This window comes from Kibdelosporangium aridum (assembly GCF_900176515.1).
Lineage (GTDB): Bacteria > Actinomycetota > Actinomycetes > Mycobacteriales > Pseudonocardiaceae > Kibdelosporangium > Kibdelosporangium aridum.
Window position 1 is genome coordinate 58110 of the sequence record NZ_FWXV01000001.1, and the last position, 15622, is coordinate 73731.

Below are 15622 nucleotides of genomic sequence, written 5' to 3' on the forward strand. Positions count from 1 at the left end.
CGGGATGCCGGGGAACTTGTTGCACGTCAACGCGACCGTGCTGTGTCCGCACGGCGGGCAGGCCGCGGCCCAGCCCGCGCAGACTCGGGCGTTGGTGGACGGCCAGACGGTCACCACGATCGCCGACTTCTACACAGTGACCGGCTGTCCGTTCACCGTCGCCAACAAACCTCAGCCCTGCGTCACCGTCGAGTGGACACGCGGCAGCGCGCGGCTGCGTGCGAGTGGGACGCCGGTGCTACTGCAGGACTCCACCGGTTTCTGCTACAGCGCCGACCGCGTGCCGCAGGGTGCGCCGATGGTCACCGTCGTCCAGCAAAGGGGGACCGGCCAATGAGCCGCATGGACATCGCGTTTCCGTATCAAGTAGACAGTCATGGCCGGACCGCGACCGCCGACTACGACGATCATGTCAGGGACATGATCCTGCAGTTGTTGTTCACCAGCCCGGGGGAGCGCGTGATGCGGCCCGATTTCGGCTGCGGGCTGATGGACCTGGTTTTCGAGCCGAACAGCCCAGAGCTTGCCGCCACGTTGCAGTTGTCCGTGCAGGCCGCGTTGCAGCGTTGGCTCGGTGACGTCATCGGGATCGATGCGCTGGAAATCCTCAGCGAGGACAACGTCCTGCGCGTGCACCTGGCTTACGTCGTCCTGGCCACGGGCACCAGGCGCACTGACGCGTTCGAGGTGGAGCTACCGTGAAATGCCGTACGGACAAACGCAAGGCAGACGTTCGCGAGGCGGACTACAACGGACTGGACGGCGTCGAGGCCAATGATGACGGCACTGTCCTCACTGTCACGTTCCTAGGTCGTGCACCTCGCCGAGTCGGCCCGGAGAACATCCGGATCGACGGCGGCAGGCGCATCGTCGGTATCCGGGCGGTCGACGTCGAGATCCATCCGGCCGAAGACCCGGAACTCGACGACGAGATGCGGGTCACTGTGGACAGACCCGGTGACAACTCGACCTACACCATGCGGATCGTCGAAGAAGACGCCTACGGGCGCCCCGGAACAACGCCATACCACGGGTTCGACCCGAGGTACGCGTCGGCGGACTTCTCCTTCCGGCAAGCCTGCCCGACTGATTTCGACTGCGCCGAAACGAAATCCGAGATCTCGCCGAACCGCCCGTCGCCCGTCATCGACTACACCGCACGTGACTACGCCAGCCTGCGCAGGTCGTTGCTGGAGCGGATGACGCTGACTCTGCCGGACTGGGTCGAGCGGCACGCGCCTGATCTCGGCGTGACGCTCGTCGAAGCCTTGGCCTACGTCGGTGATCAGCTCAGCTACCAGCAGGACGCCGTGGCCACCGAGGCCTACCTGGACACCGCGAGGCACCGGGTCTCGGTACGCAGGCACGTCCGGCTGGTGGACTACGCCATGCACGACGGCTGCAACGCCCGGGCCTGGGTGGCGATGCGCACGGACAAGCCCTTGACCCTCAACACCGGTGACTACAGGTTCGCCGCGATCGACGCGGGCGCGCTTGAGCCCCGCGACCGGCCTGAACTTGGCGTGGTGATCTCCGACGAGCAACTGGTCTCGTTGCCGCCCACGGTCACCGTCCGGGTCTTCGAGCCGTTGGTGCCCGGCCCGATCGATCTGCACCCCGCGCACAACAGGATCGAGTTCTGGACCTGGGGCGAACAAGAGTGCTGCCTGCCCAAGGGCGCCACCTCCGCCACCCTGCGCGACTGCTGGGAAGACGACCACGACGAAGCCGAAGCCGAAACAGAAGAAGGCAGGACGCGGCGGCGCACGTTGCGACTCGCCCCCGGTGACGTGCTGGTCATCGAGGAAGTGATCGGCCCGCGCACCGGATCGCCCGCCGACGCCGATCCCACACACCGCCAGGCGGTCCGGCTCACCTCGGTGACGCCCGGCGTCGACGAGCTCTACGACCAGCCGATCGTCGAAGTCACCTGGGCCAGGCAGGACGCGCTGGACTTCCCCGTCTGCGTGTCCACCCTTGGCGGTCCGGAGTGCGAACTGCTCACCGACGTCAGCGTGGCCACCGGAAACGTCGTGCTCGTCGATCACGGCTGGGACAACACCTACTGCGGCGGCGAACCCGAACTGATCACGGTCCCGCCTGCCGAGACAAGGCTGCCGTCCTGCGATCCCCCTGCATTCGGCTGCCCGGACCGGCCCGACGAAGCGCCCGTCGTCGCCAAGGCCCACGACCTGCTGACGCGGGCCCGCAACGGAGAGCCGCTCACCGAAGACGACATCATCGGGCTCGTCGCACTGCTGGACCAGGCCACGATCGATCGAGCCGGGCTGGCACCCGACACGCCCGCCGCCGAACAGGCCGCCGCGTTGGAAACGTTGCTCGCGCAGATCACCTATCCGGCGATACCGCCGCGATTTCGGCCGGTACTCGGCGAGCAACCGGTCACGCAAAGTGTCGCCTTCCCTGAGCCTGGACGTATCGCGGCCGCACAGGCGGAACTTCTCGCTCAGATCCCGGTACGAGTGCGCGCATGGCTGGACCGGTTGTGGCGGCGGGTACGTGACGGGCACCGGCTGGTCCGGCCCGAGATCCTCGCGTTACGCGTGTTGTTCACCGAACGCGTGCTCGACGAGATCGACCTGATAGAGCACCAGGAACGGGGCTTGCTGGAGCTGACCGCCAGGTTCGACCGGCTGCTCAGCGGAAAACTGCGCCGGATCGACACGCTGCTCGCGCGGGCCCGCGCGGGTGCCGTGCTCGGTAGTGACGCGGTGTGGGAGATCGGGCAGAGCTGGGGCGAGCAGTACGCCGATGGGCTGGCGGCGGACGACAGGCGGCTCTTCGGGCCGGCCAGACAAGCCGTCGTCCAGGATCCACGAGCGGCCCTGCCCGCCGTGACGATCGACGTGACCGACGTCGGCACGTGGTCGCCGCGCCGGGATTTGCTTGGCAGCGGCCGCAATGACCGGCACTTCGTTGGCGAAGTGGACGATGACGGCAGGCTGGTTCTCCGGTTCGGCGACGGCAGGCACGGCATCGCTCCACCGCCTGGCTCGCGGTTGCGCGTGCGCTATCGAGTCGGCAACGGGCTCGCCGGGAACGTCGGTGCGGAAGCCATCAGCCATCTTGTCCTGTGCTGCGGAGTTGGCGACGGCGAGGGGATCACAACGGTCCGCAACCCGATGCCCGCGACCGGTGGAACAGCAGAAGAGCCGATGGACCAGGTCCGTCAACTCGCTCCGCTCTCGTTGCAGCGCACCAGACTCCGCGCCGTGACCGCGGCGGACTACGCCGAACTGGCCGGACGCGTGTACGGCGTTTCACGCGCGGCAGCCCAACTGCGTTGGACGGGCACGTGTGAACAGGTGCACGTCGCGATCGACGCGGCCGGGCACGCGACAGCGGATGCCGGATTGATCGCCGCAGTCGCCGGGGCTTTGGAGCAGTACCGCAGGATCGGGCACCAAGTGACCGTTCAGCCCGCTGTGCTCGTCCCGGTCGACCTCGAAGTGACCATCTGCGTCGATCCTGGTTATCAACGCGGGCACGTCGCCAGGGCGGTCACCAAGGTCCTCAATGGATTCTTCCACCCAGACGCGCTGACGTTCGGCGATCCGTTGCGTGTCAGCGCGATAATCGCCGCGGCGAGCGCGGTGCCTGGCGTGACCACCGCGCACGTGACAAGGCTCAAACGGCTGTTCCGGCCCGCGGGCAATGAACTCGCCGACGGCCTGCTCGCCGTGGGGCCGCTGGAGATCATCCAGCTGGACAACGACTCCGACCGGCCGGAGAACGGCAGGTTGTCGATCCGACTCGGAGGTGGCAGATGAGCTGCCAATGCGGGTGCTGCGAGGGAATCGGCGTCGCCACGCCACGGCAGGCCGGCAATCCGCCGGGGCTGTCGCGGATCGCGATGCGTGTGGGGACGCACAGCGACTTCCTGTCCAGCATGCTGGCCCGGCTGTCCAGTCCGGCCCATCGGGCACTGGGCGGTCTGACCGTCCGCGCGGGCGACGATTTCTCCGTTGCCTTTCTGGATTCCTCGGCCTACCTCGCCGATCTGCTCGCCTTCTACACCGAGCGGTTCGCGGCCGAGGGATATCTGCGCACAGCCACAAACGAGCGCTCGCTTCGGTTGCTCGGCCGACTGGTCGGGCACGTCCCACGTCCGGGCGTGTCGGCTGGTACGTATCTGGCGTACACATTGGACCAGGACCCTACCCGCGGCGAGCAGACCGAAGTGACGATCCCGCGCGGTTCCCGCAGCCAGAGCGTGCCGGGGCAGGGCGAGGAACCCGTGCCCTTCGAGATCGGCGAGGACCTGGTCGCCCGCTGGGCATGGAACGATCTCCGAGTACGGCAGCGACGGCCTTACCAGCTCTCCTTGCCGGGCTTGAAGGATCGCCGCGAAGTGCAGCTGGACGGCACCGCGAACAACATCAAACCCGGTGACCGGCTGCTGTTCGTGTTCGGCACCGAGCGGGGGCGCCAGCGCTTGCTGGTGGTGCCGAAGGTCCAGATCGACCAGCAGGCGGGCATCACGGTGGCCGGGCTGCCCGCACCAGCGCTTGCCGGTTTCAGCGATCTCACCGAAGCGTTCCGCACGCTAGTCGAGAACGCGCACACCGACCCGATGTTCGACCGCAGCCGCATCGTGCGCCGGTACGTCGAACCTGTCCTGGACAAGCTGGTCGAGGATCTGCCGGAGATCACCACGCCGACGCAGTTCGGCGTCCGGCTCCAGGACGCGGTCCAGCGGCTGGACGAGACGATCGAAGTCGCGCAGCAGTACGACAACGTGCACCGCTGGCTGCTCGAACTGCGTGTCAAGCTCGTGGACCTGGCTGAAAAGGTCGGGCTGCTCGAACCGCCGCAAGAAACCCCGAAACAAGAGTCGCTGTACTCGGCGTTGCGACTGGCAGAGTCTGATGGACCGACGGCGTTCACCGGACTCGGCGCGTTGCTGGGCGGGTTGCGTGTGCCCGCGTCGCGGCCACCGGACAGCCCGCGGGATCTCGATCGCGACCCCACCCAGATCTACGGCCCCGGCTCGGATCTCAGTGCACGGCTGCTCGCGATGCTTGACGCCCGGCTGAGGGAAACCCTGTATCCCGCATGGCGAAACGTCGATCTGACCGCACCGCAGCAGTTGCAGGAGTTGCAGGCGATGCGGGTCACGGCCACCCCGTTCGGTGCCACCGCCCCGCTCAAGCCCGTTTACGACGAAGCCGGGCGGCCGATCGGCCAGGAGGACTGGCCGTTGCTGGGCAATCAGGTCCTGGCGATGTCCGTGCTGTACGACGAGAACAAGCCGGACAAGGCTGTGTTCACGTGGAGCGACGCAGGGCAGACAGCGCGCGACGAGCAATCGCTGACCTCCAGCGTGCCCGAGTTCGATTTCGGTCCCGGCACGGTCACGATCGAAGTGCCCGAAGAGGAACCGCCGCCACCGCAGCCGGGCGTCACGATCCGATTCCGGCCGAATCTGCCCAACCGTGACGTGTTCGTCTCGCCGATCACCAACAACGTGGTGCTGGTGCGAGTCGGCGACCCGGTTCAGGAATTCCGGTTGGCAGCGGGCAACAGCGTCCGGGTGACGCACGGCGGGCTGCAGTTGAGCATCCGGCACACTCCGGAGAACGAGGGCAGACCGGCCACTGTGGACATCTCGTTCGAGGAGTCCTTGGCGCTGAGTGCCCGCAACGTGCTTGCCCTCGACGCGCAGTACGAAGGGATCGCGCCGGGAACATGGGTGGTGATCCAGCGGCCGCGCAAGGGGCAGGAAGGCGGTGTGCCGGGTGATCCGGAACTGGCCGAGGTCGTCACCAGGATCCGCGGTGTCCGGGTCGTGTCCCGAGCGGACTTCGGGATCACCGGCAAGGTCACCGAGCTGACACTGGAGACCGACTGGCTCGACACACAGGACACACTGTTGTCCCACATCAGGGACGCGACGGTGTACGTGCGTGGCCAGGCGCTGGCGCTGGCGACCGAGCCGATCACCGACGACGTGGCAGGCAACGTGATCGAACTGGCCGCCCTGTACGAAGGGCTCGAACCCGGGCGCTGGGTCGTGGTGACCGGCGAGCGAACCGACCTCCCGGACACGCCGGGTGTGACCGGGACCGAGCTGACCATGATCGCGACGGTCACGCAGTCGGTCAAAGAGACCGTGCCCGGCGATCACGTCCATACGACGATCACGTTGGCCACACCGCTGGCGTACAGGTATCGCCGCGAGACCGTGCACATCTACGCGAACATCATGGCCGCAACCCATGGTGCGTCGAAGGATGAGCCCATCGGCAGCGGTGACGCGAGCAAGGCCAACCAGACCTTCACCTTGTTCTCCAAGCCGTTGACCTGGCTCGCCGCCGATACCCCGCGCGGTGCGGTCAGCACGCTCGAAGTCCGAGTGGACGGAGTGCGCTGGCAGGAAGTGGACAGCCTCGCTGGACGCGGTCCGGACGAGAAAGTCTATGTGACCGGAGCGGCCGAGGACGGCCGGACCACCGTGACGTTCGGCGACGGGATACACGGCGCTCGGCTGCCGACCGGGCAGCAGAATGTCCGTGCGGCATACCGGATCGGCATCGGCCGAGCCGGGAACGTGGCGGCGGGCAAGGTCACCCAGCTGACCACCCGGCCGCTGTGGGTTTCCGGCGTGAACAACCCGCTGCCCGCGACCGGCGGCGCGGATCCGGACGGGCCCAGCCAGATCCGGCGCGCGATCCCGCTCTCGGTCACCGCTCTCGACCGGCTCGTGTCCGTGCCCGACTACGAGGATTTCGCCAGGGCCAGAGCGGGAATCGGGCGGGCGAGCGCCCGGCGGCTCTCCGACGGGACACGCGAGCTGGTGCACGTGACTGTGACCGGAGTGGACGACGTCCCGCTCGCGCCCGAGTCGGGCATCGTGCGGACGTTGCACTCCGCGCTGGCTGCTTTCGGTTCGCCGCAGCTGCCGGTGCAGGTCGCGGTGCGCGAGCTGGTCGCGTTGGTCATCTCGGCCAAGATCCGTGTGGCCCCGCAGTACGCCTGGCGGCTCGTCGAGCCGAAGGTACGGGCGGCTCTCGTCGACCGGCTTGGTGGAGCGCGGCGCGAACTGGGCCAGCCCGCGTACTTGTCCGAGGCTGTGGTCGCTGCGCAGGCGGTGCCCGGAGTCGATCACGTCGACGTGGACGTGTTCGCCGGTGTGCCGGACACGATCACCCCAGCGCAGCTGACCGAGCTCGGTGCCACGCTGACCACGCCGCATCCGGTGGTGCCTGCCAGGCACGCCAGGTTCGACGAGGTTCGCTACACCGTCCAAGCATCGGAGGAGACGCTCATCGAGGTCGCCGCCAAGAACGGCATCACGGTGGCCGAGCTGCTGCGGCTCAATCCCGACATCACCGACGCGACGCGGTTGCCGCAGGGCCGCTCGGTGCTGGTGTTCCGCGGCATCCGTCCCGCGCAGCTGGTCACGTTGGCACCCGACATCCCGGACACGTTGATACTCAAGGAGATCCGCTGATGACTGGGTCCAGGATGGACGCGGACCGGCTGTACGAGCTGCTGCCGGTGTACCACCGCAGGCGGGACGCGGAAATGGGCGGCCCACTGCGGGCGTTGCTCGCGGTGATCGCCGAACAGGTCAACCTGGTCCAGTCCGATGTGGACCAGCTGTACGAGAACTGGTTCGTCGAGACCTGCCAGGACTGGGTCGTGCCGTACCTCGGAGACCTGGTCGGCTACCGGTTGCTGGCCGGGTACACCGAGGCACTGGCCGCGGGTGAAGCCGCACGGGAACTCGCGGCCAGGCTGGCACCCCGTCGTGACGTCGCGGACACTGTGGCCAATCGGCGACGCAAGGGAACCCTGCCGCTGCTGGAAGAACTCGCCATGTCCGTGGCGGAGTGGCCGGCCCGGGCGGTCGAGTTCGCGCCGCTGCTCTCCGGGAACCGTCCTGTGCGGCTGGGCACGAACGCGGGCGGCAAGCTCGTCGATCTGCGGGACGGGGCCCGCCTCGATCTGCTGCCGTCCCCGTTCGACGAACTGGCACACACCGTCGAAGCGCCACGGATCACCGCGGAACGCAGGCAGGGCCGGTACGCGCCGCCCGAAGTCGGCCTGTTCGTCTGGCGGTTGAAGCCGTACCCGATCACGCATGCTCCGGCGTACTGCATCGACCGGGCTCGAAGCCTGTACACGTTCTCGATTCTCGGCAACGACGTGCCGTTGGTGGCCAAGCCGGTGCCCGAACCGACACCGGTGCACATCGCGGTGGAGGAGAACGTGCCCGCGTTCATCCGGCGCCGTGCCCTGCGGGACCGGCTCGCGGATTTCTACGGCCCCGGCAAGAGTTTCACCATCTGGCGAGACGACCAGCCGGACCCGGTGCCACTCGCGGACATCGTGGTGGCCGACCTGTCCCGGTGGGCGTATCGGCCCAAGCGGGGACAAGTGCTGGTCGATCCGGTGCTCGGCCGGATCGCGTTCAGTTCCCGTGGCGCTCCACAACGCGGGGTGTGGGTGAGCTACCACTACGCGTTCAGCGACGACATCGGCGGCGGCGAGTACCGGACGTCCGTTGTGACGCCGCCTGCGGCGAAGGTCTACCGGGTCGGACCGGACGAAGAGTTCGAACGCATCACCGACGCCTATGAGCGGTGGAAAGCCGACAATGAGGACGGCGCTCAGCCGGAAGCGGTCGTCGAGATCACCCACAGCGGTGCCTACCAGGAGCAGCTGGAGTTCGTGCTGGACCCGGGCGACCGGTTCGAACTGCGGGCCGTGCCGGGTGCCCGCCCGGTGCTGAGGCTGCTCGACTGGTACAGCAACCGGCCGGACTCGTTGCAGATCAAGGCGAACCCCTGCGAGGACGACGACAACCGGCCGCCGCCCCGGGTCGTACTGGACGGGCTGCTGATCACCGGCCGCGGGGTGACCGTGACCGGCCCGGTCGGCGCGGTCGTGATCCGGCACAGCACCCTGGTGCCCGGCTGGTCGCTGGAACCGCAGTGTCAACCCGCCCATCCCGAGGAACCCAGCCTGGTCCTGGAGAACACGACCGCGTGCATCGAGATCCGGCGCAGCATCCTCGGCAGCATCCTGGTGATCACCGACGAGGTGCGGGCCGATCCGTTGCCGATCCACATCGCGGACAGCGTCCTCGACGCCACGGGCACCGAGCTGGAAGCACTGTCCGCACCGGACTGCCGGCACGCCTCGGCGATCCTGCACATCCACCGCAGCACGGTGATCGGTGAAGTGCACACGCACGCGATCCGGATCGCCGAGAACAGCATCTTCGACGGACGCGTCAACACCGCCCGCCGAGGCATCGGATGCATGCGGTTCTGTTACGTGCCACCGGGATCCCGGACACCCCGGCGATACCACTGCGAGCCGGATCAGACCTGGGCCAAGCTGCGGGAAGCCGCGGAGCGCGGCGAGATCGACCCCGCCGACCTGCCCGCGCTTCGTGACGTCGAGGCGCAACGGGTCCGGCCGCAGTTCACCAGCAGACGCTACGGCACACCGGGCTACATCCAGCTCGCCGCGGCCGCGGAGATCACCAGGGGCGCCGAGGACGGCTCGGAACTCGGTGCCCTGCACGACTTGTTCCAGCCGCAGCGCGCGGACAACCTGCGCGCCAGGCTGGCCGAGTTCGTACCGGCCGGATTCGATGCCGGGCTCGTCTACGCCACTTGATTCAGGAGGGGACCAATGAAGGGCGACTTCACCAGGCAGACGTTCCGGGCCGACCGGTACTACTCCGCCGTCCTGCTGCAACAGGGCCGGGTACAGCTGGACGCCGACGCCAACGAGCAGGCGGCGATCCAGCTCGCGCTGGCTCGCCGGACGGCCGCGGACCTGATCGGGCAACACGGCGGACCAGGCATGGGGTTTGAGATCAGTTACGTTCCCCGCACCCCGCGCAAGAGTCCGGCCAGCTTGAACATCCGAAGTGGACGATACTATGTGGACGGTATCCTGATCGACTCGACGCGGCCCGCGGTCGGGCAGTCCGTCGGCGGGCCCGAACCGTCGCCTGTGTCGGACTCGTGGACGTACTGGGATCAGCCGTCTGCCTACCTCGACCAGGAGCGTGAGGCCGACGAGCTGCCCGGGGAGTTCCCGTTCCTGGTTTACCTTGTGGCGTGGGAAGATCTCGTCACCACGGTGGAGGACCCGAGCATCGCGGAACCCGCGCTCGGCGCGTTGGCGCCGGACACCGCCGCTCGTGCGAAGGTCATCTGGCAGGTGCTGCCGCTGAAGATCGAAGGAGCCGAAAGCCCGCAGCAGGCCTTCGACGATTGGGTCGCCGAACGGACGGCCGTCCGCAGCTTCCTGGCAGCGCGGACCGAACAGCCGGACAAGATCGAGGACGATCCGTGCATCCTGTCGCCGGACGCCGCCTACCGTGGCCCGGAAAACCAGTTGTACCGCGTGGAAATCCACGAGGGTGGCACTGCCGCGGACAGCGCCACCTTCAAGTGGTCACGGGACAACGGATCGGTGACCTTCCCGATCGTCGCACTCGACGACACCTGGGTGACCCTGAGCTCACTGGGCCGGGACGACAAACTCGCCCTGCACGCCGGAGACCGGGTCGAAGTCGTGGACGACGCGTACATCGCCAGAGGCGAATCCGCGCCGTTGCCAAGGGTTGAGGAGATCGACATCGCCGGCCGCCGCGTTCGGCTGTCGGAGGAACCTCAAGCGGGAGTCGGCCGCCGCGCCGCGTGGCATCCGTTGCTGCGGCGCTGGGATCAGCGTGAATCAAAGGCAGCCGGAGGAACGGTCAAGCTCGCCGAAGGCACGTGGCTGGACTTGGAAGACGGCGTACAGGTGTGGTTCAAGCCCGGTGGAACCTATCGGACTGGTGACTACTGGCTGATTCCAGCCAGGACACGGACCTCCGATGTCGACTGGCCTCAGGACAAGGACGGAAAGCCCTTGATGGCGGCACCGCACGGGATCCAACGTCACTACGCCCCACTGGCTTGGATCCGCGGCGCGAACGACATCCAGTCACTGCGCAAAACGTTCCAGCCGTTGGCCAAACCGGTCACCGGGTAGGCTCGTTGGATGGGCCTGTTCAAGCGGAAGCGGGAACCTGACGCGGAGCATGACGCCGGCCAGCCGACATTCGTCTTCGAGGAAGTCCAGCCGAACGGTTGTGTCTACGAGACCTACCGCGCGGCGGACGCGGAGGTGGCGAAAGCGTTCCTGTTGACCAAACAGGTCGACAGGGAGCTGTACTACATCGTGGTCGAAACCCCGGACGGCAACTGGGGAACGGACATCCATGGCCTGTACCTGGAGAATCTGCGGCCATGGCAGCTCGACCCGGGCGCGGCGCAGCACATCGGGCAGATCCATTCGGTGCAGAACGTTTTCGGCGTGGCGACGGCGGCACGCGGAATCGTCGACAACTTCGTCGCACGCGTCCAGTGCGGCGGTTGTGGCCAGCTCTGGTACGACGGCCTGCGGTACCAGGACTACACGCTGGTCCGTTGCCCGCAGTGCCAGGCACGCAACAGCGTGGACTCATCCGGGATCACCGTCAGCGTCCAGCCGGACGGGCAAGTCGCGGTGACCATGGGCGCGCACATCAACGCGGAGCAGTCGGGCGATCCCGCTGACCCGGCCACGCTGTTGGCCGTCGTTGACCAGGCTGTCACGGCGGCGCGTGACGGGGTGGACGCCGTGCCTCCGGGGCACCCGCACCGTCCCGGACGGCTGTTCAACTTGGGGAACGCGCTCGAGGAACGGTTCAAGCGGTCCGGCGATCCCGATGACTTGGACGCGGCGATCGCCGCCTACTCGGAGGCTGCCGACACGGCCGTACTCGAGGATTCGTCTCTGCCCGACCTGCTGGCCGCCGTCAGCCGGATGCTGATGATCCGGTTCGAGGCCGGCGGTTCGCGGACCGACCTGGACGCGGCCATCTCCACGCTGCGGGACGCGCTGGCCGTCACGCCGCCGACGCATCCTGATCGCCACGGCATGCTGTCCGCTGTCGGGCTCTTGCTGCGTGACCGGTTCGAGCTCACCGGCGGGCTGGATGACCTGGAACACGCCGTTGCCGCCGCTTGCGGCGCGGTGGACGGCGCTCCGGCTGATCATGCCGCGTATCCGCAGTACCTGGCCAATCTCTCGGCGACGCTGCGGGTTCGCTTCGAGCACGTCGGCCAGCACGACGATTTGGACGCCGCTGTCGTCGCGGGTCGTGCGGCGGTGGCTGCCGCTGGGACGGACCACCCTGTCTCGTTCATCGGGCCGCCCATCCTCGCTTTGGCTTTGCAGGAACGGTTCACGGCTGTCGGAGATCTCGCCGATCTGGAGGAGGCGATCGCCGCGGTGCGAGGTGTGGTGGCCGCCGTGACACTTGAGGATCCGAACTATCCAAGGCTGCACCACAACCTTGGCCGTGCGCTGCTTGCCCGGTTCCAGCGTCTCGGCAGGGTGACCGACATCGAGGACGCCGTCGCCGCGGCCCGCGTCGCCGCTGAAACCGGTGGCACGTCGACCGAACCGAGTCGCGCCAGGTACTTCTCGCTGTTCGGGGACGCACTGCTGACCCGGTTCGGGCGGACGGACGATTTGCATGATCTTGACTGCGGGGTCGCCGCACATCGCCAAGCGGTTGCCGCCACCCCGCCCGGCCATTCCGACTATGCGCTGCATCTGGCCGGGTTCGCCTCAGCGCTGCTGACCAGGTTCCGGCGGACCGGTCAGCCTGATGGCCTGACCGAAGCCGTTGACGCCGCTCGCGAAGCGTTGAACGGCACTGCGTCGACGCACGCGGACCGTCCGAGACACCTGAACATCCTCGGTATCGCGTTGCACAACCGGTTCGAGCACTCCGGTGACCAGGCGGACCTGGATGAGGCCATCGCAGTCGGCCGCGAGGCAGTCGCCGGCACGTCACCCGGACACACCAGCTACGCGGCGCACCTGTCCTGTCTGGGATCCGCGTGTCATACCCGCTTCCTGTACGCCGGTCACCTGGCTGACCTGGACGAGGCCATTACTGTGCTCCGCGACGCGCTCACCGCGACTCCGCCGGATCATCCCGACCACCAAGCCATCGCGCACAATTTCAGTTCGGTGCTCGTGGAACGGTTCCAACTCGTCAATCACGCAGACGACCTGGACGAGGCCATTGCCATTCGTCGCGAAGTAGTCGCCGGAACACCACTCGACCACCCGCTGCATTCCGTCTATTCGCACGGGCTCAGCTACGCACTGCGCATCCGTTATCAAGACACCGGTCAACCAGGTGATCTCGAAGAGGCGATGGCCATCGGTCGTCGCGCGGTAGACGGAATTCCACCTGACGATCCCGGTTTCGCGGATGCGCTGCTGAACATCGCCATGATTTTGCTGTCGAAGTTCGAGCGAACTCGTGAGGCGCCTTATCTGGACGACGCGGTGACTGCGGCCCGTCGTGCGATCGCGACCACCTCACCCGAACGTCCTGACCGTGCCGAACACCTGTCGGTTCTGGGCACCGTGTTGTGGACCCGGTTCGAGCACGCGGGCCAGTCGAGCGATCTCGATGACGCCATCGCCGCGTTCATCGATTCGGTGCACGTCGAATCGGGACCGCCCGAGATCCGAATGGTCTCGGCTCGGTTGTGGGGACGGGCCGCGATCCAAGCAGGCCAGGCAGATTCCGCCGTGGACGGGTTCGCTGCGGCGGTGCGGCTGCTCCAGCGGTTCGTCTGGCACGGCCTGCCGCGAGCCACACGCGAGGAACGTGTCGTCAAGTGCAGTGGCCTGGCCGCGGATGCCGCAGCGTGTGCGATCCGCGCCGGTCGTCCCGAGCAGGCGGTGGAACTCCTGGAAGCAGGCCGGTCGGTGCTGTGGGGCCAGCTGCTCAACCTCCGCACCGATCTCACCGAGCTTGCCGAGCGCGAACCGGCACTGGCTGCCCGGCTGGACCAGATCCGCACCCTGCTGGACACCCCGCTGCCCGCCACTCCGGCGGCGGTTGCCGGTCCTGACTCGATCGAGACACTGCACGCCGAGCAGAACCGGGTCGCCGAGGAACGCATGCGCCTCGCTCGGGAGTTCGACGATCTCGTCGGCCGGATCCGCGCGGTCGACGGCTTCGAACACTTCCTCGAAGCCACTTCGTTCACCCAGCTACGCGCCGCCGCCAGTGCTGGTCCGGTGGCCATCGTCAACACCAGCCGCCACGGCTGCCACGCGCTGCTGGTCTCGGATACCGATGTGCAGGTGGTCGACCTGCCCGGCCTCACCCACCAGAAGGTCGTGACGCAAGCCAACGCCCTTGTGGGCATCCTGACCCGCGCCACCGGCTCGAACCGGCCGTTCCTCGAGCGTGAACGCGACCGGCACACGATCCTGGACATCTTGGCCTGGCTGTGGGACAAGATCGCCGAACCGGTCCTGACCAGGCTGGGGTACACCGGTTCACCGGCACCCGGCGAGGCGTGGCCGAGGATGTGGTGGTGTCCCACCGGCCGCCTGGCACTGCTGCCGCTGCACGCCGCCGGGCACTATCCCCGTCACAAGGCGGAGGTAGCCAGCACCGACACTGTGCCCGATCGGGTGATTTCCTCTTACACGTCAACCCTTACCGCTTTGCTGCGGGCTCGTGCGACGCCTGCGTCCACCGAAAAACCTGCCCTGCTGGCCGTCGGCATGCCCACCACCCCGGGAGCCGGTGCCTTGCCGGCCGTGCCCGCAGAGTTGGACCGGATCCATGCCCGCTACCCGATCGCCACTCGCTTGCAGGACGACGACAACGAGCCGACCATTGCCCGGGTTCTGGCAGAGCTTTCCCGGCACGCGTGGGTGCACCTGTCCTGCCACGGCAGTCAGCATTTCCGCGATCCCATGGCAAGCGCGTTCTGGCTCACCGACGGGCCGCTGCGCATCGCCGACCTGATTCAGAACGCAGCCGGACCCCGGGAATTGGCATTTCTGTCAGCCTGCGAGACCGCGACAGGTGACCTGAGGACAGTGGACGAAGCCATTCACTTGGCGGCGTCCATGCAGCTGCTGGGCTACCGCAACGTGATCGCCACGATGTGGTCGATCTACGACTCCTTGGCGCCGCAGATCGCCGATACGGTCTATGACTCTCTCAGCAGCACGTCTGATGTCGCTTACGCCCTGCATCAAGCGGTCGCGAACCTACGGGCGCAGCATCCCACCGACCCGCTGGCGTGGGCACCGTACCTGCATACCGGCCCCTGACCGGTCACTTCATCAGGCTCGTCACCCCGCCGACCCGGCGACAGCGGTCGCAGGAAGGCCGGTGTGGGTGCAGCCGGAGGGCACAGTCCAAGCACAACAACCGGCCGCAATCCCCGCAGATCAACGGACTGCCTGTCTGCGCGTCCGTAGTCGCCAGAATGACCCTGGAGTATTTGACAAGCCTGACCACGAGCGGCTTGTCGCACACCGCGCACTCGACCCGATCGCCGTCCACATAGCCGTGGTCAAGCCAAAACCGGGGACCTGTCGACTGGATCCGGTCATCCTCGGCGAGGTCGCGGACGACGTCGTCGACAACTTCCCGCATCGCTTCGGACGAGGTGTCCTTCTTACGGCGGTTGAACCAGGCCATGCACATTCTCCCAGTCCGGCTTGAGAAATCACGCGAGTGCCCGTCAGCCATACTGATGCTACTACTGGG

General features: G+C 67.3%; 8 protein-coding genes. 7 read left to right on the forward strand and 1 reads right to left on the reverse strand.

The window, feature by feature from the left end:
• The first annotated feature begins 4 nt into the window (after positions 1 to 4).
• Genes B9C43_RS00285 through B9C43_RS00315 form a run of 7 tightly spaced genes read left to right on the forward strand, consistent with a single transcriptional unit; the run spans position 5 to position 15180 of the window.
• The gene (locus B9C43_RS00285; RefSeq protein WP_084424027.1) at positions 5 to 337 is read left to right on the forward strand and encodes a hypothetical protein; all 333 of its coding nucleotides are present in this window, start codon (positions 5 to 7) and stop codon (positions 335 to 337) included.
• Positions 334 to 702, forward strand: coding sequence for a GPW/gp25 family protein (locus tag B9C43_RS00290; RefSeq protein WP_033391067.1), 369 nt, complete (start codon positions 334 to 336; stop codon positions 700 to 702). The genes B9C43_RS00285 and B9C43_RS00290 overlap by 4 nt, the downstream gene beginning before the upstream one ends.
• Positions 699 to 3791 (forward strand): putative baseplate assembly protein, encoded by a 3093-nt coding sequence (locus B9C43_RS00295; RefSeq protein WP_084424029.1) that lies wholly within the window; start codon positions 699 to 701, stop codon positions 3789 to 3791. Before B9C43_RS00290 ends, B9C43_RS00295 begins: the two co-directional genes overlap by 4 nt.
• Positions 3788 to 7474 (forward strand): putative baseplate assembly protein, encoded by a 3687-nt coding sequence (locus B9C43_RS00300; protein ID WP_084424031.1) that lies wholly within the window; start codon positions 3788 to 3790, stop codon positions 7472 to 7474. Before B9C43_RS00295 ends, B9C43_RS00300 begins: the two co-directional genes overlap by 4 nt.
• Positions 7474 to 9654, forward strand: coding sequence for a hypothetical protein (locus tag B9C43_RS00305; protein WP_084424033.1), 2181 nt, complete (start codon positions 7474 to 7476; stop codon positions 9652 to 9654). The genes B9C43_RS00300 and B9C43_RS00305 overlap by 1 nt, the downstream gene beginning before the upstream one ends.
• A 15-nt stretch (positions 9655 to 9669) precedes the next feature.
• A complete protein-coding gene (locus tag B9C43_RS00310) occupies positions 9670 to 11025 on the forward strand; it encodes a DUF6519 domain-containing protein (protein WP_084424035.1) in 1356 nt (451 codons plus the stop codon).
• A 9-nt stretch (positions 11026 to 11034) separates the two neighbouring features.
• On the forward strand, positions 11035 to 15180 hold the full coding sequence (locus B9C43_RS00315; protein WP_084424037.1) for a CHAT domain-containing protein: 4146 nt from the start codon (positions 11035 to 11037) through the stop codon (positions 15178 to 15180).
• Between the two features lie 4 nt (positions 15181 to 15184).
• Here the strand turns inward: B9C43_RS00315 and B9C43_RS00320 are convergent, their stop codons facing one another.
• Positions 15185 to 15553 carry a hypothetical protein gene (locus B9C43_RS00320; protein WP_033391058.1) on the reverse strand — a complete coding sequence of 123 codons (369 nt, stop codon included), beginning with the start codon at positions 15551 to 15553 and terminating at the stop codon, positions 15185 to 15187.
• Positions 15554 to 15622: the final 69 nt, after the last annotated feature.